Origin of the sequence: Roseivivax halodurans JCM 10272 (assembly GCF_000521785.1) — a bacterium.
GTDB lineage: Bacteria > Pseudomonadota > Alphaproteobacteria > Rhodobacterales > Rhodobacteraceae > Roseivivax > Roseivivax halodurans.
In genome coordinates this window covers 79056-104384 of record NZ_JALZ01000007.1, presented here as the reverse complement: position 1 = coordinate 104384, position 25329 = coordinate 79056, and the positions used below count along the sequence as shown (strand labels likewise).

General features: G+C 67.2%; 23 protein-coding genes. 20 read left to right on the top strand and 3 right to left on the bottom strand.

Annotated elements, in window-relative coordinates:
• Nucleotide 1: 1 nt before the first annotated feature.
• The 14 genes from bchB to OCH239_RS08685 all read left to right on the top strand — a co-directional run bounded on the left by bchB (nt 2) and on the right by OCH239_RS08685 (nt 15183).
• A complete protein-coding gene (gene bchB, locus OCH239_RS08750; protein WP_037261192.1) occupies nt 2–1558 on the top strand; it encodes a ferredoxin:protochlorophyllide reductase (ATP-dependent) subunit B in 1557 nt (518 codons plus the stop codon).
• Nucleotides 1548–5105 carry a magnesium chelatase subunit H gene (locus tag OCH239_RS08745; RefSeq protein WP_037261189.1) on the top strand — a complete coding sequence of 1186 codons (3558 nt, stop codon included), beginning with the start codon at nt 1548–1550 and terminating at the stop codon, nt 5103–5105. Before bchB ends, OCH239_RS08745 begins: the two co-directional genes overlap by 11 nt.
• A gap of 175 nt (nt 5106–5280) precedes the next feature.
• Nucleotides 5281–6201 carry a ferredoxin:protochlorophyllide reductase (ATP-dependent) iron-sulfur ATP-binding protein gene (gene bchL / locus OCH239_RS08740; RefSeq protein ID WP_051489395.1) on the top strand — a complete coding sequence of 307 codons (921 nt, stop codon included), beginning with the start codon at nt 5281–5283 and terminating at the stop codon, nt 6199–6201.
• Complete coding sequence (gene bchM / locus OCH239_RS08735) at nt 6201–6866, top strand: magnesium protoporphyrin IX methyltransferase (RefSeq protein ID WP_037261185.1); 666 nt, start codon at nt 6201–6203, stop codon at nt 6864–6866. The genes bchL and bchM overlap by 1 nt, the downstream gene beginning before the upstream one ends.
• The gene (locus tag OCH239_RS08730; protein WP_037261182.1) at nt 6863–8287 is read left to right on the top strand and encodes a PucC family protein; all 1425 of its coding nucleotides are present in this window, start codon (nt 6863–6865) and stop codon (nt 8285–8287) included. The genes bchM and OCH239_RS08730 overlap by 4 nt, the downstream gene beginning before the upstream one ends.
• Nucleotides 8288–8311: 24 nt before the next feature.
• Entirely contained in the window at nt 8312–9082 is a 771-nt protein-coding gene (puhA, locus tag OCH239_RS08725; protein WP_211241975.1) for a photosynthetic reaction center subunit H, read from the top strand.
• A 62-nt stretch (nt 9083–9144) separates the two neighbouring features.
• Entirely contained in the window at nt 9145–9777 is a 633-nt protein-coding gene (gene puhB / locus OCH239_RS08720; RefSeq protein WP_037261179.1) for a photosynthetic complex putative assembly protein PuhB, read from the top strand.
• Between the two features lie 13 nt (nt 9778–9790).
• Nucleotides 9791–10246: a photosynthetic complex assembly protein PuhC gene (gene puhC / locus OCH239_RS08715; protein ID WP_037261176.1), complete on the top strand. Its 456-nt coding sequence runs from the start codon at nt 9791–9793 to the stop codon at nt 10244–10246.
• Between the two features lie 22 nt (nt 10247–10268).
• On the top strand, nt 10269–10565 hold the full coding sequence (locus OCH239_RS08710) for a hypothetical protein (RefSeq protein WP_037261173.1): 297 nt from the start codon (nt 10269–10271) through the stop codon (nt 10563–10565).
• The gene (gene acsF, locus OCH239_RS08705; RefSeq protein WP_037261170.1) at nt 10562–11701 is read left to right on the top strand and encodes a magnesium-protoporphyrin IX monomethyl ester (oxidative) cyclase; all 1140 of its coding nucleotides are present in this window, start codon (nt 10562–10564) and stop codon (nt 11699–11701) included. The genes OCH239_RS08710 and acsF overlap by 4 nt, the downstream gene beginning before the upstream one ends.
• A 91-nt stretch (nt 11702–11792) precedes the next feature.
• On the top strand, nt 11793–12596 hold the full coding sequence (gene puhE, locus OCH239_RS08700; protein ID WP_037261166.1) for a putative photosynthetic complex assembly protein PuhE: 804 nt from the start codon (nt 11793–11795) through the stop codon (nt 12594–12596).
• Nucleotides 12586–13800: a 5-aminolevulinate synthase gene (gene hemA / locus OCH239_RS08695; protein ID WP_037261163.1), complete on the top strand. Its 1215-nt coding sequence runs from the start codon at nt 12586–12588 to the stop codon at nt 13798–13800. The genes puhE and hemA overlap by 11 nt, the downstream gene beginning before the upstream one ends.
• An 87-nt stretch (nt 13801–13887) precedes the next feature.
• On the top strand, nt 13888–14292 hold the full coding sequence (locus OCH239_RS08690) for a c-type cytochrome (protein ID WP_037261160.1): 405 nt from the start codon (nt 13888–13890) through the stop codon (nt 14290–14292).
• A 105-nt stretch (nt 14293–14397) separates the two neighbouring features.
• On the top strand, nt 14398–15183 hold the full coding sequence (locus tag OCH239_RS08685) for an MBL fold metallo-hydrolase (protein ID WP_037261157.1): 786 nt from the start codon (nt 14398–14400) through the stop codon (nt 15181–15183).
• Nucleotides 15184–15220: 37 nt separating this feature from the next.
• On the opposite strand, the gene OCH239_RS08680 is transcribed toward OCH239_RS08685, so the two are convergent.
• Genes OCH239_RS08680 through OCH239_RS08670 form a run of 3 tightly spaced genes read right to left on the bottom strand, consistent with a single transcriptional unit; the run spans nt 15221 to nt 18215 of the window.
• On the bottom strand, nt 15221–15865 hold the full coding sequence (locus tag OCH239_RS08680; protein WP_037261154.1) for a GntR family transcriptional regulator: 645 nt from the start codon (nt 15863–15865) through the stop codon (nt 15221–15223).
• Nucleotides 15862–17016 carry an acetylornithine deacetylase gene (gene argE / locus OCH239_RS08675; RefSeq protein ID WP_037261150.1) on the bottom strand — a complete coding sequence of 385 codons (1155 nt, stop codon included), beginning with the start codon at nt 17014–17016 and terminating at the stop codon, nt 15862–15864. Before argE ends, OCH239_RS08680 begins: the two co-directional genes overlap by 4 nt.
• Before the next feature lie 2 nt (nt 17017–17018).
• On the bottom strand, nt 17019–18215 hold the full coding sequence (locus tag OCH239_RS08670; protein ID WP_037261147.1) for a M24 family metallopeptidase: 1197 nt from the start codon (nt 18213–18215) through the stop codon (nt 17019–17021).
• Nucleotides 18216–18655: 440 nt separating this feature from the next.
• On the opposite strand from OCH239_RS08670, the gene OCH239_RS08665 reads away from it, so the two are divergent.
• From OCH239_RS08665 to OCH239_RS08640, 6 genes are all read left to right on the top strand, one after another.
• Nucleotides 18656–19756, top strand: a complete 1101-nt coding sequence (locus OCH239_RS08665) for an ABC transporter ATP-binding protein (protein WP_037261145.1) — start codon at nt 18656–18658, stop codon at nt 19754–19756.
• A gap of 126 nt (nt 19757–19882) precedes the next feature.
• Entirely contained in the window at nt 19883–20995 is a 1113-nt protein-coding gene (locus OCH239_RS08660; protein ID WP_037261142.1) for an extracellular solute-binding protein, read from the top strand.
• 128 nt (nt 20996–21123) lie between these two features.
• A complete protein-coding gene (locus OCH239_RS08655; RefSeq protein ID WP_037261139.1) occupies nt 21124–21411 on the top strand; it encodes a DUF1330 domain-containing protein in 288 nt (95 codons plus the stop codon).
• 3 nt (nt 21412–21414) lie between these two features.
• On the top strand, nt 21415–23124 hold the full coding sequence (locus OCH239_RS08650) for an ABC transporter permease (protein ID WP_084782307.1): 1710 nt from the start codon (nt 21415–21417) through the stop codon (nt 23122–23124).
• 18 nt (nt 23125–23142) lie between these two features.
• Complete coding sequence (locus tag OCH239_RS08645; RefSeq protein WP_425280283.1) at nt 23143–24324, top strand: ABC transporter permease; 1182 nt, start codon at nt 23143–23145, stop codon at nt 24322–24324.
• Nucleotides 24324–25316: a phosphatase domain-containing protein gene (locus OCH239_RS08640; RefSeq protein ID WP_051489381.1), complete on the top strand. Its 993-nt coding sequence runs from the start codon at nt 24324–24326 to the stop codon at nt 25314–25316. The genes OCH239_RS08645 and OCH239_RS08640 overlap by 1 nt, the downstream gene beginning before the upstream one ends.
• Nucleotides 25317–25329: the final 13 nt, after the last annotated feature.

The window sequence follows — 25329 nt, the reverse complement described above, 5'->3', positions numbered from 1 at the left end:
CATGAAGCTCTCGGTCTGGACATACGAGGGTCCGCCCCATGTGGGTGCGATGCGCGTCGCGACCGCGATGACGGGCCTGCATTACGTCCTGCACGCGCCGCAGGGGGATACCTACGCCGATCTCCTCTTCACCATGATCGAGCGCCGCAATCACCGCCCGCCGGTGACCTACACGACCTTCCAAGCGCGCGACCTCGGCTCGGATACCGCCGATCTCTTCCGCACCGCCTGCGAGGAGGCCTATGCCCGGTTCCGGCCGCAGGCGATGATCGTCGGGGCGTCCTGCACCGCAGAGCTCATCCAGGACGATCCCGGCGGCATGGCCGCGACGATCGGCCTGCCGGTGCCGGTCATCCCGCTCGAGTTGCCGTCCTACCAGCGCAAGGAAAACTTCGGCGCGGACGAGACCCTCTACCAGATTATCCGCACCCTCGCGAAACCCTGCGAGCGGACAGAGGCCCCGACCGTCAACCTGATCGGGCCGACCGCGCTCGGCTTCCGTCACCGCGACGACATCACCGAAGTGACGCGGCTCCTGTCGGAGATGGGCGTGGCGGTGAATGTCTGCGCGCCTTACGGGGCGAGCCCGGAGGATATCACCCGCCTCGGTGCGGCGCATCTCAACGTCCTCATGTATCCAGAGACGGGCGAGAGCGCCTGCCGCTGGATGGAGTGCGAGCTCGGCCTTCCCTTCACCAGGGTCGTCCCCATCGGCGCGGGCGCGACGCGCGATTTCGTGGCCGAAGTGGCGCAGCATCTCGATGTGGAACCCCGCCTCGACGAGGAAAGACTGCGGCTGCCATGGTATTCGGTGTCGGTCGACAGCACCTACCTGACCGGCAAGCGGGTCTTCGTCTTCGGGGACGGCACCCACGTCGCGGCCATGGCGCGTGTCGCCCGCGACGAGATGGGCTTCGAGGTCGTGGGTCTCGGCTGCTACAACCGCGAGATGGCGCGACCCATCCGTGTGCTCGCCAAGGATTACGGCGTGACCGCGCTGATCACCGACGATTACCTCGAGGTGGAGGCGGCGATCGAGGCCGCGTCTCCCGAGCTCATCCTCGGCACGCAGATGGAGCGCCATATCGGCAAGCGCCTCGGCATCCCCTGCGCGGTGATCTCGGCGCCGGTGCACGTCCAGGACTTCCCCGCCCGCTACGCCCCCGTCATGGGCATCGAGGGCGCGAACGTGCTCTTCGACACCCTGGTGCATCCGCTCGTGATGGGACTCGAGGAGCATCTTCTGACGATGTTCCGCGAGGATTTCGAGTTCCACGACGCCGCCGGCCCTTCGCATCACGGCACGGCGAATGCGTCGCCTGAGGAGGGGGGCTCCGCCCCCCAGACCCCCCGGGATATTTCCGTCAAGAAGAGGGACAACGTCGGCGCTGCGGTGGAAGTCGTCTGGCTGCCTGCGGCCGAGCAGGAGTTGAAGAAGATCCCGTTCTTCGTGCGCGGCAAGGCGCGGCGGAACACCGAGGCTTTCGCCGCTTCGCGCGGCGAGACCGAGATCGGCGTCGAGACCCTCTACGAGGCGAAGGCCCATTATGCGCGGTGATTGGGATATCCCCCAGGGCCCCGCGCCCTACGAGGTGGTGATCCTCACCCTCGATGCGCATGCCGCCGGGCCGGTGGAGCGCGCGCAGGTGGAGCTTTCGCGCGATTTTCCTGGTCTGCGGGTAAGCTGCTTCTCGGCGGCCGAATGGGGTGAGGCGCCCGAGGCGCTCAGCGCGGCGAAAGCGGCGATCGCGCGGGCGGACATAATCGTCGTCTCGCTGCTCTTCCTTGAAGACCACGTGCAAGCGATCCTGCCCGATCTTGCGGCGCGGCGGGCTGATGCCGACGCGCTGGTGGCGATGATCGCCGATGCACAGATCGTCAAGCTGACGCGTATGGGATCGCTCGACATGGGCGTGCCGCAAAGCGGCATGGGCGCACTGATGAAGCGTCTCCGAGGCTCGTCGAAGCCCTCCACGGAAAGCGGCGCGCGCAAGATGCAGATGCTGCGGCGGCTGCCGCGCATCCTGCGCTTCATCCCCGGCAAGGCGCAGGATCTGCGGGCCTGGTTCCTCTGCATGCAATACTGGCTCGGGGGCTCGGACGAGAACGTCGCGGCGCTCATCCGCTTCCTGCTGTCGCGCTATTCGGGCCGCGAAGAGTTTCGCGGAGCCCGCGCGCCCGAGCCGGTCGAATATCCCGATTGCGGCGTCTACCACCCGGATCTGCCGGGCCGGATCGGAAGGGATGCGGACGCATTGCCGCGGCCCGATGCGCCGGTCGCGACCGTCGGGCTGCTGATGATGCGCTCCTACGTGCTCTCGGGAGATACCGCGCATTACGACGGGGTCATCCGCGCCTTCGAGGCGCGCGGCATCCGGGTCATTCCGGCTTTCTCCGGCGGGCTCGACGGTCGGCCCGCGGTCGCGACCTATTTCCGCGATGCACGCGGCGCGAGCATCGACGCTCTGGTATCGCTCACGGGGTTCAGCCTCGTCGGAGGCCCTGCCTACAACGACAACGACGCGGCGATCGAGGTGTTGCAGGGGCTCGACATTCCCTACATCGCCGCGCATCCGCTCGAGTTTCAGACGCTCGGGCAATGGGCGGAGAGCCGTCAGGGCCTCGGACCGATCGAGACCACCATGCTGATCGCGCTGCCCGAGCTTGACGGCGCGACGCGGCCGCACGTCTTTGCAGGCCGGCACGGCGAGGAGGGATGTTCCGGGTGCAAGCGCGCCTGCACGGGCGCGGGCGGCAAGGCGATGGCGCCCTGCACGGAGCGGATCGACGCGCTCGTCGCGCGGACCGAGAAGGCGGCGCGCCTGCGCCGGAGCGACGCCGCCGAGCGGCGCGTGGGAATCGTGCTTTTCGGCTTTCCGCCGAATGCCGGGGCGGCCGGAACCGCCGCTTACCTGTCGGTCTGGGAGAGCCTCTACCATACGCTCCACCGGATGGCGGCGGAGGGCTACGACCTCGATCCGCCAGAGAGCGTCGAGGCTCTGCGCGCGGCGCTTCTCGAGGGCACCGCCCAGCAATACGGGCAGGACGCGAACGTCGCGGCGCGCGTAAGCGCCGACGACATGGTGCGCGGCACGCCGTGGCTGTCCGAGGTCGAGGCTGTCTGGGGGCCGGCGCCCGGCCGGATCCAGTCGGACGGCGGGGGCGTCTTCGTCCTCGGGGCGCAGTTTGGGAAGGTCTTCGTGGGGCTCCAGCCGGGCTTCGGCTGGGAGGGCGATCCGATGCGCCTTCTCTTCGAGAGCGGGTTCGCGCCGAGCCATGCCTTCGTCCAGTTCTACCTCTGGCTCAAGAACGGCTTCCGCGCCGATGCCATTCTGCATTTCGGCATGCACGGCGCGCTCGAATTCATGCCGGGCAAGCAGGCGGGCGCGGGACCCGGCGACTGGCCCGACCGGCTCATCGGCGACATGCCGAACGTCTATCTCTACGCCGCGAACAACCCCTCGGAGGCGACGCTGGCGAAGCGCCGCTCGGGCGCGGTGACGGTCACCCATCTGACGCCACCGCTGAATGCGGCGGGGCTCTACAAGGGTCTGCTCGAACTCAAGGAGTCCCTGACCCGCTGGCGCGAGATGGCACCCGGCGACACCCGGGCGTCGGAGCTTGCCGACCTGATCGCGGCCCAGGCCGGGGCGGTCGATCTCGTAGGTGACCCCGAAACGCTCTGGTCCCGGCTTCTCGAGACCGAAGAGGCGCTCATCCCGGACGGGCTGCACGTGGTCGGCGCGCCGATGAGCGATGCCGCCCGGGAGAGCTATCTCGCCTTTGCGCCGGACGCCCGGACGCGCGAGCGGATGGAAGCGGCGCTCGACAGCGGGTCGGAACTCGACGGCCTTATGCGCGCGCTTGCCGGGCGGTTCGTCGCGCCGGTGCCGGGCGGCGACGTGATGCGCAGTCCGGAGATCCTGCCGACCGGGCGCAACATCCACGCCTTCGATCCGTTCCGCATGCCGACCGTCTTTGCGATGGAGGAGGGGCGGAAGCAGGCGGAGCTGCTGCTCGAGACCCACGGCACGGTGCCGCGGTCTGTGGCGCTGGTGCTCTGGGGGTCGGACAACATCAAGACCGACGGGGCGCCGCTTGCGCAGGCGCTAGCGCTGATCGGCGCCGAGCCGCGCTTCGATGCCTTCGGGCGGCTCGCGGGCGCCGATCTCGTGCCGCTCGAGACGCTCGGTCGTCCGCGGGTGGACGTCGTCATGACGCTCTCGGGCATCTTCCGGGATCTGCTGCCACTGCAGACGCGCATGCTGGCAGAAGCGGCACTGAAGGCCGCGCAGGCGGATGAGCCCGAGGACATGAACCCGGTTCGGGCGCATGCCCTGGCGCATATGGCCGAGACAGCCTGCGGGATCGAGGAGGCCGCCTTGCGGGTCTTCTCGAATGCGGAAGGGGCCTACGGGTCGAACGTGAACGGGCTGGTGGAAAGCTCCGCCTTCGGGGACGAGGACGAACTCGCCGACGCCTACGAGACGCGCAAGAGCTTCGCCTACGGCATGAATGGCAAGGCTGCGCCCAACCCCGCGCTGCTGACGCGGATGCTGTCGGGGGTGGAGGTCGCCTATCAGAACCTCGAGAGCGTCGAGCTCGGTGTCACGACGGTCGACCATTATTTCGACACGCTCGGCGGGATCTCCCGCGCGGTGCGGCGGGCGCGGGGGCAGGAGGCCTCGGTCTACATCTCGGACACGACGCGCGGCGCCGGAAAGGTGCGCACTCTGACCGAGCAGGTGGCGCTCGAGACGCGGTCGCGCTCGCTCAACCCGAAATGGTTCGAGGGCATGCTCAAGCACGGCTCCGAAGGCGTGCGCCAGATCGAGGCGCAGGTGACGAACACGCTCGGCTGGTCGGCCACCACGGGATCGGTGGAGCCCTGGGTCTACCAGCGGCTGTCGGAGACCTTCGTGCTCGACGAGGCGATGCGCACGCGGCTCGCGGAGCTGAACCCGGTCGCCTCGAGCCGCATGGCGAACCGCCTGCTCGAGGCGTCGGACCGCTCCTACTGGCAGCCGGATGCCGCGACGCTCGATGCGCTGCGGGATGCGGCGGACGCGCTCGAGGACCGGATGGAAGGGGTGGCGGCAGAATGAGCGGGTATCGCGATATCAGCCAGGCCGGCGCGACCGGGAGCCATCGCCGGACCGGGGCTCTGCCCCGGACCCCGGAGTATTTTTACCAAGAAGAAGCGGGGGCGATCCGCCCTGCGCGGAAGGGGGAGCTATGAGTCCGCTCGACCACAAGCAGCCGCCTGCAGGGCGTGCCGCCATGCGAGAAGCGGCGGGGCTCGAGGCCCGCGGCCTATCGCGGCCGCCGGTCCTGAAGGGCCAGGACGGCGAAGGCTCGGTCCAGGTGCACCAGGACGAGAGCATGAAGATCGAGGGGGCGCAGGTCTTCTCGGTCTACGGAAAGGGCGGGATCGGCAAGTCGACCACCTCGTCGAACCTGTCGGCAGCCTTCGCCAGTATGGGCAAGAGGGTGCTTCAGATCGGGTGCGATCCGAAACACGATTCGACCTTCACGCTGACCGGGCGGCTGCAGCCGACGGTGATCGACATTCTCAAGGACGTCGATTTCCACGCCGAGGAGCTGCGGCCCGAGGATTTCGTCACGGAAGGCTGGGGCGGCGTGCAATGCATCGAGGCGGGCGGCCCGCCCGCGGGCACCGGCTGCGGCGGCTACGTGGTGGGCCAGACGGTGAAGCTCCTGAAGCAGCATCACCTGCTCGAGAACACCGACGTGGTGATCTTCGACGTGCTCGGCGACGTTGTGTGCGGGGGCTTCGCAGCGCCGCTGCAGCACGCGGACCGGGCGGTGATCGTGACCGCGAACGATTTCGACTCGATCTATGCGATGAACCGCATCATCGCCGCGGTGCAGGCCAAGTCGAACAACTACAAGGTGCGGCTCGCGGGTTGCGTCGCGAACCGCTCCAAGGACACCGACGAGGTCGACCGGTTCTGCGACGTCGTCGGCTTCCGGCGGCTGGCGCATATGCCGGACTACGACGCGATCAGGCGCTCGCGGCTGAAGAAGCGCACGCTCTTCGAGATGGAGGACGATCCGGACGTGCTGGCGGCACGAGCCGAATACGTCGCGCTGGCGAGGACGCTTCTGGCCGGCACAGAGCCGCTGGCGCCTGAGCCGCTGCCCGATCGCGAGATCTTCGAGCTGCTGGGATTCGACTGATGAGCTACGAAGCCACCCGTTCCCGCGTCGAGGACTACTTCGACCGCACCGCGACCGAGACCTGGGCGCGGCTCACCTCGGACGCGCCGGTGAGCCGGATCCGGGCGACCGTCCGCGCCGGGCGCGACGCGATGCGCGAGCGGCTGCTGGCGGCGTTGCCGGGCGATCTGGTGGGCGCGCGGGTGCTCGATGCCGGATGCGGCGCGGGTCAGATGAGCCAGGCGCTGGCAGAGCGGGGCGCGGAAGTGGTGGCGGTGGATCTCTCGCCGCAGCTCGTGTCGGTGGCCGAGGCGCGCATGCCGGAGGCGCTGACGGCGCGCGTCACCTTCGCCGCGGGCGACATGACAGATCCCGCGCTTGGCCGCTTCGATCACGTGATCGCCATGGACAGCCTGATCTACTACCGCGAGGGCGACATCGCGGCGCGGCTCCACAGCCTCATGCAGCACACGCGCCGCAGTGCCGTCTTCACCGTCGCGCCGAGGACGCGCGCGCTGATGGCGATGTGGTACGCGGGCAAGCTCTTCCCGCGCTCGGACCGCTCGCCTGTCATGGTGCCGCACGTGCCGGAGCGGCTCGCCGCGGTGCTCGGCGGCGAGGTCCGGGATCTCGGGCGGGTCACCTCGGGCTTCTACATCTCGCACGCGTTGGAGCTGCGGGGGTGAGCGGCCTCACCCGCATATCGAGGCGGCTCCTGCCGTTCGCGGATGCCGGCTCCGACGCGCTTCCGCTGCGCGAACTGCTGCGGCTGTCGCTCTTTCAGGTCTCGGTCGGCATGGCGGCGGTGATGCTGCTCGGCACGCTCAACCGCGTGATGATCGTCGAGCTCTCGGTCCCGGCGGTGGTTGTCGCGGTGATGATCGCGCTGCCGGTGCTCGTCGCGCCGTTCCGGGCGCTGCTTGGGTTCCGGTCCGACACCCATCGCTCCGCCATCGGCTGGAAGCGGGTGCCCTACCTCTGGTTCGGCACGCTCTGGCAGATGGGCGGTCTTGCCGTGATGCCGATGGCGCTGCTCGTCCTTGGTGGCGACGTGGTGCACGAGGTGCCCTTCGCGGGCGAGGTCCTTGCGGCGCTCGCCTTCCTGATGACGGGGCTCGGGCTCCACATGACCCAGACGGCGGGGCTGGCGCTCGCCTCGGACCGCGCGAGCGAGGAGACGCGGCCGCGGGTCGTGGCGCTCCTCTACGTGATGTTCCTGATCGGCATGGGCGTCTCGGCGCTGCTAATAGGCTGGCTCCTACGCGACTTCACGCCGCTCACGCTCATCCGTGTGGTGCAGGGGGCGGCGGTCGCGACGGTCGTGCTCAACGTGATCGCGCTCTGGAAGCAGGAGCGGGTGCGCCCGATGAGCCGCGAGGAGCGCGAGGCGCCGCGGCCGCGCTTCGCCGAGGCCTGGGCGGACTTTGCCGCGGGCGGTACGGCGGGCCGGCTGCTGGTCGTGGTGTTCCTCGGAACCATGGCCTTCAACATGCAGGACGTGCTGCTCGAGCCTTACGGTGGCGAGATCCTCGGGCTCTCGGTGTCCTCGACCACGCTCCTGACGGCGATGTGGGCGGCCGGCGCGCTTGGCGGCTTCGCGCTCGCGGCCAAGGCGCTCGCTCGGCGCGCCAACGTCTATCGCATGGCGGCGACGGGCGTTCTCATCGGCGTGGTGGCGTTTTCGACCGTGATCTTCGCGGCGCCGATGCAGTCGCCGGCGCTCTTCTTTGCTGGCGCGGGGCTCATCGGGCTCGGCGGGGGCTACTTCGCCGTCTCGACGCTTACTGCCGCGATGACCATGCCCGAGAGCGGCATCGCCGGGCGGGGTCTCGCGCTCGGCGCCTGGGGCGCGGCGCAGGCGACGGCGGCGGGTCTCTCGACCGCGATCGGCGGTGGCGTGCGCGACTGGGTCAACGTCCACGCCATGGCCGGAGACCTCGGCGCGCCGCTGGCGACGCCCGCGACCGGCTATTCGGTCGTCTACCACACGGAAATCGGACTTCTCTTCATCACCCTCGTCGCACTCGGACCGCTCGTCACGCGAGCCGCCCGCGCGCCCGAGGACCGGTCGGATCGGGGCTTCGGCCTCGCCGACTTCCCCACCTGAACCCGGCCGAGGAGGACCAGGGCAATGATCAACGATTATCCATTCGGGAACCTGGATCTGGCGAGTCTCTCGCTCTGGATCTTCTTCATCTTCTTCGTCGGCCTCGTCATCTACCTGCAGCGTGAGAACCAGCGTGAGGGCTATCCGCTTGTCGACGAGGACGGCACCCGCGCTGATGCGGGCGGTATCTGGCCGGTGCCGTCGGACAAGGTGTTCCGGCTGCCGCACGGCAAGGGCGAGAAGGCCGTTCCGTCGGGCCAGAACATCGACCGGACGGACCTGGCCATGGAGGCGACGAACGCGGCGGGGGGCTTTCCCTTCGCGCCGACGGGCGATGCGATGCTGGCCGGCGTCGGCCCCGGGTCGTGGTGCCCCCGCGAGGACGCGCCCGAACTCGACGGGCATGGCCATCCCAAGATCGTGCCAATGGCGGCGGGCGGCTTCGCGTTCCGGGCCGGGTTCGATCCACGCGGCATGCCGGTCGTCTCGGGTGACGACGTCATCGTCGGCATGATCTCCGACATGTGGGTCGACGCGCCGGAGCAGCTTGTGCGCTATCTCGAGATCTCGCTCGAGCCCGAACACGGTGGGGGCAAGCGGCTCGTGCCCATGACCATGGCGCGGATCTGGCCGAGCCAGGTCCAGGTCCGCTCGATCTACGGCAAGCATTTCGCCGGGGTGCCGACCACCAAGGCGCCGGGCGAGGTCACCAAGCTCGAGGAAGAGAAGATCATGGCCTATTACGGTGGCGGTCTTCTCTATGCCGACGCCAAGCGCGAGATCCCGCGGCTCTGAGGACAATGGGGCCGCGGGCGCGCCAGCCACGCGCCGCGGCCCGACGAAGGGGAGGGAAAGACATGGATCACGACGATTTTGCAGTCGAGCCGATCAAGGGCCTGCCGGAGCTGCCGCCCGAGGGCGAGCAAATCCTCTGGCAGGGGCGCCCGGACGCCTGGGCGCTCAGCTGGCAGGCGCTGAGCCTGCCCTGGGTTGCCGGCTACTTCGCCCTTCTGGCGATCTGGCGGTTCGTGTCGCTGATGGATCTGGTCCCGCTGCGCGCTGCCGTGGGCTACGCCGTGCCGTTCCTCGTCCTCGGGGGGATCGTCCTGGCGCTGCTGATCGGCTTCGGCGTGATCCAGGCGCGCAGTTCCGTCTACACGGTCACCAACCGGCGCATCGCGCTGCGTGTCGGCGCTGCGCTGACGCTGACGCTCAACCTGCCCTATACCAAGATCGCCGCGGCCGACCTTGCCCACGGTCCTCGCGGCACCGGCACCATCGCGCTGCAGCTGAAGGGTGGGCCGCGGTTCGCCTATCTCACCCTCTGGCCGCATTGCCGGCCGTGGAAGATCGCATCGCCGCAACCCGCGCTGCGCTGCATCCCCGAGGCCGGGCGCGTCGCGGCGATGATCGCCGACGCCGCGCAGGCCCGGCTCACGACACCGCAGGTGGAGCGCGTCGCGCAAGCCGCCGCGGTTGCGGCGGAATGAGGGAGAGGCAGCGATGACCACCAACACCGATTTCCGCAAGCCGAGTGAAGAGCTGGTCCCGGTGCCGCTCGTGCGGGGGCTCGTCGCGCTAGTCGTGACCAGCCTCGCGATCACGAGCTTCGCCGTCTGGAGCGACCGCCCCCTCGAGGCGACGCCGCCGCAAAGTCCCGTCGTGGAGGAACGCATCCTGTTCCTGTCCGGCGATCTCAGCGGCGCGGCCCGGGTGATGGACGAAACCGGGACCGTCATCGCCGACCTCTCGCCCGAGGAGGGCGGGTTCGTGTCGGGCGTGTGGCGCGTGCTCGAGCGCAAGCGCACGAATGCAAGAGTTCCGCTCGACGGGCCGATCCGGCTCGTCGGCACCGAGAACGGCCGCGTGGCGATCCACGATCCGTCCACCGGCTGGAGCGCCGACCTCATGGGGTTCGGCGCGGACAACGCGGCGGCCTTCGCCACGCTGCTGCGATAACGCCCATAGGGAGGGAAGAACCATGGGATTACTGACAAAGGACATCGAACGGGCCCCGTGCACCGTCGAGATCAGCCACTGCTTCGAGAGCCTGCACGCGCATGTGCGCTTCAACAACGGGACCACGGTCTATCCGGGCGACGAGGTGAAGGTGCATGGCCCCGAGATCATGGCCCCGTTCGGCGAGGTCGTGAGCGAGGAGCGCGAGGCGACGATTTTCCGCGCGAGCGCGCTGGAGCGTCTCTGGACCCGCCTGACGGGCGATTTCGAGGTCATGGAGCTCTGCGAATTCTCCTTCTCGGACGAGGTGATGTCATGAACGTGCAGAACAGCGATCTCGCCGCAGACGCCCGCGCCCGCGCCTCGACCGCCGAGGAAGGGCTCGCCATCCAGGAAGAGCAGGCCAAGCTCGACAGCAAGTTCGCCACGGATGTGGCGATGCAGAACACGCTGCTGACGCCGCGCTTCTACACGACGGATTTCGACCAACTCGACGCGATCGACGTCAGCCCGGTGCGCCGGGACTGGGACGCGCTCATCGCCGAGATGGTCGCCGATCCCAATAAGGGCCACTTCAAGAAGACCGAGGACTGGGACCATGTCGACTGGGAGGGGATGGAGCCGCAGCTCAAGAAGGAGTTCATCGACTTCCTGATCTCCTCCTGCACCGCCGAGTTCTCGGGCTGCGTCCTTTACAAGGAGATGAAGCGGCGCGGGTCCAACAAGGACGTCACGCAGCTCTTCCAGCTGATGGCGCGGGACGAGGCGCGGCACGCGGGTTTCATCAACGACGCGCTGCGCGAGGCGGGCGTTGCGGTGAATCTCGGCTTCCTGACGCAGAAGAAGAAATACACCTTCTTCCGGCCAAAATTCATCTACTATGCGACCTACCTGTCGGAAAAGATCGGCTACGCCCGCTACATCACGATCTTCCGCCACCTGCAGGCCCACCCCGAGCACCGGTTCCACCCGATCTTCAAGTGGTTCGAGGAATGGTGCAACGACGAGTTCCGCCACGGCGAGGCCTTCGCGCTCCTGATGAAGACCGACCCCAAGCTGACCTCGGGCGTCAATGTCTGGTGGATCAAGTTCTTCCTGACGGCGGTATTCGCGACGATGTACGTGCGCGACCACCAGCGGCCGGCCTTTCACAAGGCGCTCGGGGTCGATCCCGACTGGTACGGGCACGAGGTCTTCCGCAAGACGAGCATCCTCTCCGAGCAGATCTTCCCGATCACGCTCGACATCGACCACCCGGCCTGGCAGCCGACGCTCGAGGGGCTGAGCCGCGCCAACGTCGCGATCGCCAAGGGCAAGAAAGAGGGCGGGGTCGCGGGACGGCTCAGATCCTGGTCCAACCAGGCCAAGGCGGCTTGGTGCTTTGCCCGGCTCTACACGATCCCGGCGCATCGGCACGAGCTGCCCGAGAGCACACGGCTGGAGCCGGCCTACTGATGGTGGTCCGGGCACATATCGAGGCCAAGGCTGGGGGCTCTGCCCCCAGACCCCCGGGATATTTCCGTCAAGAAGAAGCGGGGGAGATGCGGTGAACGACGCGTCCTGGATCGCCGCGCTTTTTGCGCTCTTCGCCTGGTGGTTCTCCACCGGGGCGATCCTGCTCGTCGTGCGCCGCGCGGACCGGGCCGGGACCGGGGCGCGGGCTACGATGCTCGCGGTGCCGATGCTCGTGTTCGGGCTCTGGGGGCTTTGGGCCTCGGCAGGCGATCCGGGCATCACCGGCATCTATCTCGCGTTCCTCTCCGCTCTCGCGGTCTGGGGCTGGATCGAGATGGCGTTCCTCACCGGCACGATCACTGGGCCGAACGCGCATGTCTGCCCCCGGCACCTGCCGGAATGGGAGCGGTTCATCCGCGCCTGGGGGGTGCTCGCCTATCACGAGATGCTGCTCGCCGGCACGCTGCTGGCGCTGTGGGTCCTGACCGAGCACGCCGCCAACGCCTTCGGTTTCTACACCTTCGCGCTTCTGTTCTTCGCGCGGGTCTCGGCGAAACTGAACCTCTTTCTCGGCGTGCCGCGGATCAACACCGAGTTCATGCCTGCGGCGCTTGCCCACGTGCCGAGCCATTTCCGCAAGACCAGCGTCAACTGGCTGTTCCCGATCTCGGTCACCGCGCTCGCTTCCGCCTGCGCGGTGTGGCTGACGCTTCTCTTCACCGCGGCCGATCCGGCGGCCGCCGCGGGCTTCGCGCTTCTGGCCGCGATGACCGCACTCGCCCTCCTCGAGCACTGGTTCATGGTTCTGCCGCTGCCCGACGAGAAACTCTGGCGCTGGATGTTGCCCGCGCCCAACACCACCACGACGACGGGGGAGGACGCTCATGGATTATGACGCCATGTTCAAAGGCGCTCTGGAGGCACTGAAGAAAGAAGGCAATTACCGCATTTTCGCGGAGCTCGAACGCGAGGCGGGCGCCTTCCCGAAGGCCATCAGCCACGCCGCCGCCACCCCCGAGGAGGTGACGGTCTGGTGCTCGAACGATTATCTCGGCATGGGTCAGCACCCCGCCGTGATCGACGCGATGTGCGAGACCGCGCGGGCCTGCGGCACCGGCGCCGGCGGCACCCGCAACATCTCCGGCAACACGCACCAGCATGCGCTGCTAGAGGCCGAGCTTGCGGATCTGCACGGCAAGGAGCGGGCTCTGCTCTTTACCTCCGGCTACGTGTCGAACTGGGCGGCGCTCTCGACGCTCGGATCGAGGCTGCCGAATGCGGTGATCCTCTCGGACGAGAAGAACCACGCCTCCATGATCGAGGGCATCCGTCATTCCCGTGCAGGCAAGGTGATCTGGCGGCACAACGACCCCGAGGATCTCGACGCCAAGCTGTCGGACCTTCCGAAGGAGGCGACGCCCATCGTCGCTTTCGAGAGTGTCTATTCGATGGACGGAGACATCTGCCCGATGGAGGAGATCGTCGAGGTCGCGGAGAAGCACGGCGCGATGACCTATCTCGACGAGGTGCACGCGGTCGGCATGTACGGGCCCCGCGGTGGCGGCGTCTCCGAAGAACGCGGTCTCGCGGACCGGATCACGCTGATCGAGGGCACGCTCGGCAAGGCCTTCGGCGTCGTCGGCGGCTACATCACCGGATCGGAGGCGCTGTGCGATTTCATCCGGTCCTTCGCCTCCGGCTTCATCTTCACGACGGCTCTGCCGCCGGCCGTGGCCGCGGCGGCTCAGGTGTCGGTCGCGCATCTCAAGCGCAGCGAGATGGAGCGGATGCGCCAGCGTGCGCAGGTGAAGAAACTGCGGGCCCGGCTCGACGCGATGGGCATCCCGCATCTTCCGAACGACAGCCACATCATCCCGGTGATGATCCAGGATCCGGTGAAGTGCCGGATGCTGGCGGATATCCTCATGCAGGATTTCGGGATCTACGTGCAGCCGATCAACTATCCGACCGTGCCGAAGGGCACCGAACGGTTGCGCTTCACTCCCGGCCCGCTGCATTCGGACGACGATATCGATCATCTGGTGCGTGCCCTCGAAACGCTCTGGCGGCAATGCGCCCTGGCCCGGGCGGTGGCCTGAGGAGACACGGGATCTTGCGCGCCTTTACCTTTCCTTGGGCGCGCGGATACTTATCTCGGCGTGTGGGTCTTGTCCGGAGCGCGCCCGATGGTTCGTTTTCTTTGTGTTGCCCTCTGGGCCGTCGCCGCGCCGGCAATGGCGCAGGACGTCGCGCGCGGCGAGGCGCTCTTTTCCAATTGTACGGCGTGCCACCGCATCGTGGCACCGGACGGCACGGTCCTGCGCGGCGGTGGGCTTGCCGGCCCGAACCTCTATGGCGCGGCCGGCGGACGGGCCGGAGCCCAGCCCGGCTTCAACTATTCGCGCTGGCTGACCCGGCTCGGGGAGCAGGGGGTGACGTGGACCCCCGACGACTTCGCCGCCTATATCGAGAACCCGACGCAATACACAAAGAACGTCCTCGGCGACCCCGCGGCCCGCGCGCGCATGGCTTTCCGACAGAGCACAGGCGCCGCGGATATCTGGGCCTATCTCGACGCTCTCGGGCGGTAGCGCCCCGTCGCGCCGCCCCCCCCACGGCGAATTGAACACGGGGATTTGGCGCCGAATGGCGGGGCTCTACCTTGCCTGCGAAGACGACAGGAGAGGAAAGACCAGATGATCCAGACCCGCCGCGCCTTCCTTGCCACCACCGGGGCCGCCGCCGGCGCCCTGACCGTCCTGCCTTACGCAACCATGGCCCAGGCGAACATGTCGAACACGTTCCAGACCGACGAGGGTGAGATCACGGTTCACCCGGTGAGCCATGCGTCCTTCGTCATGGAGACACCGAAGGGGGTCATCTATGTCGATCCCGTCGGCGGCGCCGAGGCCTATTCGGATCTGCCCGCCCCGGACCTCATTCTCATCACGCACGAACACGGCGATCACTACGAGGCGGATACGCTCTCCGCGCTCGTGGGCGAGGGGGTTCACCTCGTGACCAACCCCGCGGTGGGCGACATGCTGCCCGAGGATCTCGCGGGCATGTCCGAGCAGATCGGCAACGGCGAGAGCACAGAATGGGAAGGTCTCTCCATCGAGGCGATCCCGGCCTACAACACCACCGAAGAGCGTCAGAACGTCCATCCCGAGGGGCGCGACAACGGCTACATCCTCGGCTTCGCTGGCTTCCGCGTCTACATTTCCGGCGACACCGAGGTGACCCCGGACATGCAGGCGCTCGAGGACATCGACCTCGCCTTCGTCTGCATGAACCTGCCGTTCACCATGTCGGCGGAGCAGGCGGCCGAAGGGGTGAACGCGTTCAACCCGACCTACGTCTATCCCTACCATTACCGCGGCCGCGACGGCGGCACTCAGGATCCGCAGGCCTTCGCGGAGATGGTGGAGACGGCCGAGGTCATGATGCCCGACTGGTATCCCGCCAACGACGAGCTCTGATCCGCGCGATGGAGCGGGCGGCCCCCGGCTGCCCGCATCACATCACCGCCGAGAGCCGTCTGTAGCTCATCGAGACGTGCGCCCGGCGGATCATGCCGACTGCGGCCATATCGCCCGCTTCGAGCGCGGTCGCGACCTGGCGGATCTCTTCGCGGAAGGCCGCGATCTCGGCGTTGAGGTCGAGCCGTCCGATGGCCTGCAGCCAGATGCGGGTTGTGCGGAAATGGAGCCGTTCCGACACTTCGGCGAGGGCCTCGTTGCCGATCAGCCCTTGCGTGAAGGCGAACCAGTCCATGTTGAACCGGGCGAAGGCCCGTCTGTCCGGAGCTTCGGCCAGCATCTCGCAGGAGTGGATGAACCGCCGCACTTCGGCGATCGTCGCGCTCGTCACCGGCGCCGGGGTCAGGGTGCCCGACAGCTGCGCCAGCTCCTCGCGCAAGGCATAGACCTGCCCCATCTCGCGCGCGTCGACATCGGTGACGATGGTTCCGACCCCGTGCCGCGCCTCGACGAGGCCTTCGTCCGCGAGCCGTCCCAGCACCCGCCGCAGCGGGGTGCGGGAGACCCCGAATTCGGCGGCAAGCGCCTCCTCCCCGAGCTTTTCGCCGGGGGGATAATCGAGCATGCAGATGCGGTTTCGCAGCTCGTGATAGAGCCGCTCGTGCCGCGTCTCCGCGCTCATGCGGCGAGGTTGCGCCGCAATCCCTCGAGCATGGTCAGACATTCCGCCAGCTGCTGTCGCGATACGTATTCGTCGGGCTTGTGCGCCTGGGCGATGGAGCCCGGACCGCAGACCACGACCGACATGCCGAGCTCCTGGAAGAGCCCCGCCTCCGTGCCGAACGGCACGACGTCGGCCGAGTTGCCGCCCGTGAGCTGGGTGACCAGCGCGCGCGCCATGTTGTCGTCCATCGGTTCGAGCCCCACGACCTCGCCGATGGTCTCGACGGTGATGTCGGCCCAGGGCGTGACGGCGCGCATCGCGGGCAGGAGCTCGGTCTCGATCAGGTGCCGCAGCTGCTCCTTCACGAATTCCGCATCGCCGTACTGGACGGGCCGCATCTCCCATTCGACCTCGGCACGGCCGGGGATGACGTTATGCGCGACGCCCCCCGCGAGCTTGCCGATGTTCACGGTCGTCCATGGCGGATCGAAGCGCGATTCGCGCGGGGCCCGCAGCTTCAGTTCCTCGGCGAGTTCCATCAGCCGCGTAACGTAGCGGACGGCATAGGCGACCGCGTTGACCCCGCGGTCGGGATTGGAGCCGTGCCCCTCGAGCCCGTGGAACCGCGCGGTGTATTCGCAGCAGCCCTTGTGGCCCTCGATGATCCGCATCTCGGTCGGCTCGCCGACGATGGCGATGGCGGGCAGGGCCTCGCGCTCCTTGAGGAGCGGAACGAGGGATTGGGCCCCGAGGCATCCCACTTCCTCGTCATGGGTGAAACAGAAATGCACCGGACGCCGCAGATTGGTGGCGGCGTAATCCTCCGCCATGGCGACGGCGGCGGCGATGAAGCCCTTCATGTCGCAGGTGCCGCGCCCCATCAGCAGATCGCCCCGTTCGGTCATCTGCCATGGATCGGTCGACCAGTCCTGATCGGCCACGGGAACAACGTCGGAATGGCCAGAGAGCAGCACGCCGCCGGCCATCTCGGGTCCGATCGTGCCCCAGAGATTGGCCTTCTGTCCGCTCTCGTCGCGGAATACCTCGACACGTGCCCCGGCGCTCTCGAGCCGGTCCGCCATGTGGTCGATCAGCGCCGCATTCGGGTCAGAGGATACGGTCGGATGCGCGATGAGGTCCGACAGGATGGCTTCGGTGCGCTCCAGCATCCTTACTCCTTCACGTACATCTTGCGGGGACGGTTGCAGAAGGTCTCGGCCGGGCCGTCGTCCTTGATCAGGATCGACTCGGTGATCTCTAGACCCCAGTCGGCCATCCAGAGGCCGGGCATGAAGTGGAACGTCATGCCGGGCTCGAGCACGGTCTCGTCCTCGGAGCGCAAAGAGATCGTTCGCTCGCCCCAGTCAGGCGGGTAGGACAGGCCGATCGGGTAGCCGCACCGCGCGCCGCGTTCGATGCCTGCCGATTCGAGCGGCGCCGCGAGGGCGTTAGCGATGTCGCAGGCCCGGTTGCCAGCGCGGGCGGCTTCGAGACCGGCTTCGAGGCCCTCGACGAGCGCGGCCTCGGCGCGGCGGAAGAGGTCGGACGGGGGGCCGAGGAAGATCGTCCGGCAGAACGGCGCGTGGTAACGCCGGTAGCAGCCCGAAATCTCGAAGAACGTCGCCTCGCCTTCCTTGAAGGGCTCGCCGTCCCAGGTGAGGTGGGGCGCCGCGGCGTCCGAGCCCGACGGGAGCAGCGGCACGATGGCGGGATAGTCGCCCCAGTGGCCGTCAAGGTTGGTGAGCGCATCCCGATAGACGTCGGCCACCACCTCGTTCTTCGGCACACCCGGCTCGACCCGCTCCACGAGGCCGTCGACAATCCGCTCCGAGATCCGGGCGGCGCGGCGCATGAAGACGAGTTCCTCCTCGGACTTGATGGCGCGCTGCCAGTTCACCAGAGCGGTCGCGTCGAGCAGGGTCGCGTCGGGAAGCTCCTGGGACAGGACCGCATGCGCCTTGGCCGAATAATAGTAATTGTCGAGCTCGACACCGATGCGCGCGCGTTCGAGGCCCATGCCGATGAGACGTTGGGCGAGGTCCTCCATCGGGTGACGCTCGGTCGACTGGACGTAATTGTCGGCATATCCGATGGCGCGGTCATCGCCCATCCAGACGGTCCGGACGGCGCCGTTGGCGTCCTGGTTGCGGCCCCACCAGATCGGGTCGGCGTCGGGCAGGACGATCACGCCCTGGTGCACGTAGAAGGACCAGCCGTCATACCCCGTCAGCCACGCCATGTTCGACGGGTCGGTCACGAACAACACTTCGAGGCCGGATCGTTCCATCGCGGTTCGCGTCTTCTCGAGCCGGCGGGTATATTCCGCTTCCGAGAATGGCAGGTCCTTGGCGAAGCGATGGTAGAGCATGTCGCACCTTTCCTGGCGGGGGGTCACTCCTCCGTCCTGCCCATTTGTGTACATCAGGGCGCGACGGAAAACGACATTAGGGGTCTATCCCCGTCATATGACCAATTTTTAAGCGATAAATCGGTTCCATGGCCGAGTGTGTTCGCAAGATGTGTACATCCTGACGTGGAGTGGCCGATTGACGCAAGGTCCCGTCGAGCGGATGGGACCTCGCTGCGGCGCCTCGATGATGCCGGGCGACGTACCGATTCGACTGATATCGGCATTTTCGATGGCAGTTTCGCCTGTGATCCTGCCGCATTTCTGGCCAGTTATCCCGTATCGGCGCGCCGTGATCGCGATTATCACTTGGACAGTTGCATCCTGTTTGGGCACGCGCTTTAGTCGGTCATCAGCAAGAGCGGAGAAAACTCCGCCAGACATAACGGGGAGCCAGGCCTTTGGCGCAAACGGCTGAGAACGACGCGTTCGTCGCATTCGAACGCGTGCAAAAGAGTTATGATGGCGAGACGCTGGTCGTGAAGGACCTCAACCTCGCCATGCCCAAGGGCGAGTTCCTGACGATGCTCGGGCCGTCCGGGTCGGGCAAAACCACCTGCCTGATGATGCTCGCGGGCTTCGAGACCGCAACTCACGGTGAGATCAGGCTCGGCGGGCAATCGATCAACAACATCCCGCCGCACAAGCGCGGGATCGGCATGGTCTTCCAGAACTACGCGCTCTTTCCGCACATGACGGTCGCCGAGAACCTCTCGTTCCCCCTCGAGGTGCGGGGCATGGGCAAGGCCGAGCGCGAGAAGAAGGTCAAACGCGCGCTCGAGATGGTCCAGATGGGGCGGTTCGGGGGGCGACGTCCCGCGCAGCTTTCGGGCGGCCAGCAGCAGCGGATCGCGCTCGCCCGCGCGCTCGTCTTCGAGGCCGAGCTGGTGCTCATGGATGAGCCGCTCGGCGCGCTCGACAAGCAGCTCCGCGAGCACATGCAGTTCGAGATCAAGCGCATCGCGGACGACCTCGGGATCACTGTGGTCTACGTGACCCACGACCAGACCGAAGCGCTGACCATGTCGGACCGGGTCGCGGTCTTCGATGACGGCCGCATCCAGCAGCTGGCTCCGCCGGACGAGCTCTACGAGGCGCCGAAGAACAGCTTCGTGGCGCAGTTCATCGGCGAGAACAACACGCTCGAGGGCCGCATCGAGGAGATCGGCGGCAACCGCTGCACCGTTCGGCTCGATACCGGTGACATCATCGACGCCAACCCGGTCAACGTGAAGAACAAGGGCGACCGGACGCGGGTGTCGATCCGCCCCGAGCGGGTGGAGTTCAATCCCGATCTCGGGCCCGAGGCGCACACGCTCAAGGCCGAGGTGAAGGAATTCATCTACATGGGGGACGTCTTCCGCACGCGGCTGTCGGTGGCGGGGAACGACGACTTCATCGTGAAGACGCGCAACCGCGCCGACCAGCATCGCTTCTCTCCGGGAGAGCGGATCACGATCGGCTGGCTGCCCGAAGATTGCCGCGCGCTCGACGCCTCCTGAGCCGCGCAGAGATCGACCATGCGCGGCGCCTTTTCGCGCCGCGCATATTTGGCGAAGTCGGGGTCCGACGATCCGACCCGTGGTCCGGGCCCGACACGACAACGGGAAACTGACAGGGAGACAAAGATGAAAATGACGAAAACGCTTCTGGCCACCACCGCGCTGACCGTTGCCGGCGGCGCCGTGGCGGCGCAGGACATGGTCGACAGCATGACGCTGGTGAGCTGGGGTGGCGCCTACCAGGCGAGCCAGGTCAGCGCCTATACCGATCCGTATGTCGAGATGCACCCCGAGGTCTCGATCACCTGGGACGAGAGCTCGCCCGAGGCGGTCGCCAAGCTGCGCGCGATGGCCGAGGCCAACAATATCACCTGGGACCTCGTCGACGTCACCGCGGCAGACGCCATGCGTCTCTGCGACGAGGGCCTCGCCATGGAGGTCGACCACGACGAGATCCTCGCCCCGGCCCCCGACGGCACCGAGGCATCGGACGATTTCGGCGACATGATCGTGTCGGACTGCTTCATCCCGCAGATCGCCTATTCGATCACTAACGCCTACCGCACCGATGTCGAGGAGTGGAACGGCGAGACGCCGTCGGATATCTGCGCGCTCTTCGACACCGAGAAATTCCCCGGCACCCGGACGCTCGAGCGCCGGCCGATCAACAACATGGAATGGGCCCTCATCTGCGACGGCGTTCCGTTCGAGGAGGTCTACGATACTCTCGAGACCGAGGAAGGCCAGGACCAGGCGCTCGCCAAGCTCGACACGATCCGCGACCAGACGATCTGGTGGACCTCCGCCGCCGAGAGCATCCAGGCGCTCGCGGACGGCGAGGCGGTGATCGGCTCGTCCTATAACGGCCGCTTCTTCTCGGCGATCGCCGAGCAGGACCAGCCGCTCGAGATGCTGTGGGACGCGCAGGTCTACGACATCGACGGCTGGGTGATCCCCGAGGGGCTGCCCGAGGACCGTCTGAACCGCGTGCTCGACTTCCTCTACTTCGCGACGGACACGCAGCGCCTCGCGGACCAGGCGAAGTACATCTCCTACGGCCCGGCGCGGCAGAGCTCGGCACCGCTCGTCTCGACCCATGCCGAGCTCGGGATCGAGATGGCCCCGCACATGCCGACGAACCCCGAGAACAGCGCCAACTCCTTCGTGCAGAACTACGAATGGTGGGCCGACTACCGCGACGACATCGACGCGAAGTTCCAGTCCTGGCTGGCGCAGTGATCTGACGGGCGGGCCCGGAAGCTCGCCCGAACAAACCGAAGGGGCAGGGCGGCGCACCGCCCGCCCCGCCTTCAACCAGACGACGCGCCGGGCAAACGGCGCGCGCAGGACCGACAGGGAACGGGCCCATGCCGAAGGGCTACATCATCGCCCACATTTCCGTCCGCGATCCGGACGGGTACCGCGAGTACGTAGAGAAGGACACGCCGATCCTCGAGGGGCTGGGCGGTCGCTTCGTCGTGCGTGGCGGCCGCGGGCAGGTGGTCGAGGGCGAGAGCCACGACCGCCACGTGGTGGTCGAGTTCCCGAGCTACGATGCGGCGCTCGCCGCCTACAATGACAAGGCATATCAGGAGGTCGCCGAGATCCGGCGGCGCACGGCGGATGCCGTGATCCTGGTGGTCGAGGGGACCTGAGAGATGAGTGACGCCACCGCCGATCCCAACAAGGTCGAGGCGCCGACGCCGGACGATCCTCTGGCGCAGGCCAAGGCGCTCGACAATCGCGACGCCTCGGGCCGGATGCTCGCCGCGGACGGAACGCCGCTGAAACGCCAGCTGGCGAAATCGCTCCGGGTCCAGAAGATCCGTGCGCTGATGCTGATCGCGCCGCTCCTGATCTTCGTACTGCTGACCTTCATCGCCCCGATCGCGGACATGCTGTTCCGCTCGGTCGAAAACCAGATCGTCTCCGAAACGCTTCCCGAAACGGTCGAGGCGCTCGAGGACTGGGATTACGAGAGCGGCGAGGCCCCCGGCGAGCCGGTCTACGATGCGCTCTACAACGACCTCTTCCTTGCGGCCGAATACAAGAACCACACCCGCCTCGGCACCCGCCTCAACTACGAGCTAACGGGCGTGTCGTCGCTCTTCCGGCAGGCGGGGCGCGACGTGGAGGATCGGGGCGAGGCGTACCTCGACCAGTTCGAGGAGTTGAACGATCAGTGGGAGGACGAGGTCGTCTGGGCCGAGCTCATGGGGTCGGACGAATGGCTCGAGGCGCAGCGCGCCTGGTCCGAGGACTCGGGCGATCGTCTGCCGAGGTTCCAACTCCGCGAAGGCGTCGCGGCGCTCCTGCCCGAGACCACGCGCAGCTTCCTCAACTTCGTTGAGTTCATCCGGACCGAGGACAGGGAGAGCCCGCTCGACGAGGAGCCGTGGAGCCGGGTCTATACCGCGCTTTACACCGACCTCATGAACAACGACGTCTCGGCCTATTCGGGACCGCATGCCGAGCTTCTGCAGGAGGCCGCCGCCGCCGTCCCGGACTTCGAGACGCAGACGACCAAGGAGTTCTTCCTGTCGGTCGACGACGATTGGGCCGATCCGGAGCTCTGGGGCACGATCCAGGCCTTCTCGCCCGACTACACCTCCGGCTACTTCCTGAGCGCGGTCGACATGCAGAAGACGCCCGAAGGCGCGGCGCTTCGCAACGAGGACGAGCGGATCTACGGGCTTCTCTTCAAGCGCACGATGTTCATGTCGCTCATGATCACCTTCAGCTGCATCCTGCTTGGCTATCCCATCGCCTACCTTCTGGCGAACCTGCCGGCGCGGACGGCAAACCTTCTGATGATCCTCGTGCTGCTGCCGTTCTGGACCTCGCTGCTGGTGCGGACGTCGGCCTGGAAGGTGATGCTGCAGCAGCAGGGCGTGATCAACGACGTGCTGGTCTGGCTCGGCCTCGTCGGGGACGGCAGCCGGCTCGTCATGATCAACAACCAGTTCGGCACGATCGTCGCGATGACGCATATTCTGCTGCCGTTCATGATCCTGCCGATGTACTCGGTGATGTCGACGATCCCGCCAACCTATGTCCGCGCGGCCAGATCGCTCGGCGCAACCAACATGACCGCCTTCCGGCGCGTCTACTTCCCGCAATCGGTGCCGGGCATCGGGGCGGGGTCGATCCTCGTCTTCATCCTTGCCATCGGCTACTACATCACGCCCGAGATCGTCGGCGGCACCACCGGCACGTTCATCTCGAACCGGATCGCCTACCACATCTCGTCCTCGCTCAACTGGGGTCTCGCGGCGGCGCTCGGCACCATCCTGCTGGCGGTCGTGCTGATCCTCTACTGGGCCTACGACCGGATCGTCGGCATCGACAACGTCAAGCTGGGGGGCTGAGCCATGACGACATCGGACGTGGTCATCACCGAAACGCGCACCATGCCCTACGGCTTCACCTGCGGCGTCGTCGGCGCGGCGGGAGCGTTCTTCGGTCTCTTCGTCGGCACCGCGCAGGGCTCCGGCCTCGCCGGCATCGTGATCGGGGCGCTCATCTGCGCGGGGCTCGCCTACGCGGCCATGGCCTATATGGGCACCGCGCAGGAGAGGACGTTCAAGTGGGGTGTGCTCGCGCTCTTCGCGCTGGCGGGGCTGCTGATCGGCTGGCTGCCCGGCCTCGTCGTCGGCACCCTTTTCGGCTGGTTCCTCGGCTGGTTCATCTACTGGATCGGCCGCTGCCGGTACCGCGCGAAGCTGCCGCCCTACCTCACCGGCGGGCAGGTGCTCTGGCATTATGCCTTCCGGATGATCTGCGGAGCGATCTTCGTCTTCCTGATCACGCCGATCCTCGTGGTGATGCCGCTCAGCTTCAACGCCGAGAACTTCTTCACCTTCACGCCCGAGATGCTGGCCTTCGATCCGGCGGGCTATTCGCTCAAGCATTACCGCGACTTCTTCCAGTCCTCCGAATGGCAGCAGGCGCTGAAGAACTCGCTGATCATCGCCCCGATCGCGACGCTGCTCGCGGTGACCTTCGGCACGCTTGCGGCGATCGGCCTCAGCCAGCCGCACGTGCCCGGACGGCAGGTGATCATGGCGATCCTGATCTCGCCGATGATCGTGCCGCTGATCATCTCGGCCGCGGGGATGTACTTCTTCTACTCGCGCGTCGGCCTGCAGGGCACCTATCTCGGCGTCATTCTCGCGCACGCGGCGCTCGGTATTCCCTTCGTCATCATCACGGTAACGGCAACGCTCGTCGGCTTCGACCGGTCGCTCACGCGGGCGGCAGCCAACATGGGCGCCAACCCGGTCACCACGTTTTTCCGCGTCCAGATGCCGCTCATCCTTCCGGGCGTGATCTCGGGCGGGCTCTTCGCCTTCATCACCTCCTTCGACGAGGTGGTGATCGTGCTCTTCGTGGGCTCCGCCAACCAGCAGACGCTGCCGTGGCAGATGTTCACCGGCCTCCGAGAGCAGATCTCGCCGACCATCCTTGCCGTCGCGACAATCCTTGTCGGCATCTCCATCGCGCTACTCTCGACGGTCGAGGTCCTGCGCCGCCGCAACGAGAGAATGAGAGGGATGAGCCCCGGCTGATGCTGAAGACGACGCTTGCCCGCATCGCCCACCCGGTCGAGAGGATCCTCGACCGGGTGTTTCTACGTCAGGCGCCGACGAACGTGGTGATCGATCCCTATCTCGGTTACGCGACCGAGGACGAGATCCTCTTGAGGGGGCGCGTCCTGACCTCCCTGCGCCGCACGACTCCGTCGCCGCAGGCCTCCTGGTGGGTCAATCTGCGACAGATGGCCGGGCTCTTCCTGACACGGGAGGTGGCCGAGCGCACGGTCTGCTGCGGGGACCACTCAGCGGTCACCGACGACGAGGGGTACTTCACCCTCCACGTCCCCCGCGGCGATGCCCGGCCAGGCTGGTTCTCGGCGGACGTCTCGGTCGATGGCGGCGATCCCGTGACGCTCGAGGCGCTGGTTGCCTCCTCCGCGGCGCCCTTCATGGTGATCTCGGACATCGACGACACCGTGCTGCACACAGGTGCCTATTCGCTCCTGCGCAACCTCTGGACGTCGCTGACCGGCAACGCGCTGACGCGCGAGATCTTCCCCGATGCGGTCGCGCTCATGAAGGGCTTTGAGGCTCTGGACGCGCCGATCTACTTCGTGTCGTCCTCGCCGTGGAACCTGCATTACTTCCTGCTCAGGATCTTCGACCGGCACGACCTGCCGAAAGGGCCCATGTTTCTGCGCGATCTCGGCATCTCGAAGACGCAGTTCATCTCGGGCACCCACGGCGATCACAAGGGCGCGGCGATCGATGCGCTTCTGGCTGCAAATCCCGCGCTGCCGGCGGTGCTGGTGGGTGATACCGGCCAGCACGACCCGAAGGTCTATCTCGCGGCCACCGAGCGACATCCGGGCCGCATTGCCCGCGTGATCCTGCGCGAACCCGGTAAGGGAGCGGACCGGCGGGACCTTGCCCGGATCGCACAGATGGAAACGCTCGGCGTGCGTGTCGATCACGGTCCGGACTACACCGACGTGTCACCCGAACTCGTGCGTCTTGCCTCCTGAGCGCCCCATATCA

What these genes read in the sequence shown, in the direction of transcription:
- bchB (WP_037261192.1), top strand. Translation starts at nt 2, where the DNA reads ATGAAGCTCTCGGTCTGGACATACGAGGGTCCGCCCCATGTGGGTGCG.
- OCH239_RS08745 (WP_037261189.1), top strand. Translation starts at nt 1,548, where the DNA reads ATGCGCGGTGATTGGGATATCCCCCAGGGCCCCGCGCCCTACGAGGTG.
- bchL (WP_051489395.1), top strand. Translation starts at nt 5,281, where the DNA reads ATGCGAGAAGCGGCGGGGCTCGAGGCCCGCGGCCTATCGCGGCCGCCG.
- bchM (WP_037261185.1), top strand. Translation starts at nt 6,201, where the DNA reads ATGAGCTACGAAGCCACCCGTTCCCGCGTCGAGGACTACTTCGACCGC.
- puhA (WP_211241975.1), top strand. Translation starts at nt 8,312, where the DNA reads ATGATCAACGATTATCCATTCGGGAACCTGGATCTGGCGAGTCTCTCG.
- puhB (WP_037261179.1), top strand. Translation starts at nt 9,145, where the DNA reads ATGGATCACGACGATTTTGCAGTCGAGCCGATCAAGGGCCTGCCGGAG.
- puhC (WP_037261176.1), top strand. Translation starts at nt 9,791, where the DNA reads ATGACCACCAACACCGATTTCCGCAAGCCGAGTGAAGAGCTGGTCCCG.
- OCH239_RS08710 (WP_037261173.1), top strand. Translation starts at nt 10,269, where the DNA reads ATGGGATTACTGACAAAGGACATCGAACGGGCCCCGTGCACCGTCGAG.
- acsF (WP_037261170.1), top strand. Translation starts at nt 10,562, where the DNA reads ATGAACGTGCAGAACAGCGATCTCGCCGCAGACGCCCGCGCCCGCGCC.
- hemA (WP_037261163.1), top strand. Translation starts at nt 12,586, where the DNA reads ATGGATTATGACGCCATGTTCAAAGGCGCTCTGGAGGCACTGAAGAAA.
- OCH239_RS08690 (WP_037261160.1), top strand. Translation starts at nt 13,888, where the DNA reads ATGGTTCGTTTTCTTTGTGTTGCCCTCTGGGCCGTCGCCGCGCCGGCA.
- OCH239_RS08685 (WP_037261157.1), top strand. Translation starts at nt 14,398, where the DNA reads ATGATCCAGACCCGCCGCGCCTTCCTTGCCACCACCGGGGCCGCCGCC.
- OCH239_RS08680 (WP_037261154.1), bottom strand. Translation starts at nt 15,865, where the DNA reads ATGAGCGCGGAGACGCGGCACGAGCGGCTCTATCACGAGCTGCGAAAC.
- argE (WP_037261150.1), bottom strand. Translation starts at nt 17,016, where the DNA reads ATGCTGGAGCGCACCGAAGCCATCCTGTCGGACCTCATCGCGCATCCG.
- OCH239_RS08670 (WP_037261147.1), bottom strand. Translation starts at nt 18,215, where the DNA reads ATGCTCTACCATCGCTTCGCCAAGGACCTGCCATTCTCGGAAGCGGAA.
- OCH239_RS08660 (WP_037261142.1), top strand. Translation starts at nt 19,883, where the DNA reads ATGAAAATGACGAAAACGCTTCTGGCCACCACCGCGCTGACCGTTGCC.
- OCH239_RS08655 (WP_037261139.1), top strand. Translation starts at nt 21,124, where the DNA reads ATGCCGAAGGGCTACATCATCGCCCACATTTCCGTCCGCGATCCGGAC.
- OCH239_RS08650 (WP_084782307.1), top strand. Translation starts at nt 21,415, where the DNA reads ATGAGTGACGCCACCGCCGATCCCAACAAGGTCGAGGCGCCGACGCCG.
- OCH239_RS08640 (WP_051489381.1), top strand. Translation starts at nt 24,324, where the DNA reads ATGCTGAAGACGACGCTTGCCCGCATCGCCCACCCGGTCGAGAGGATC.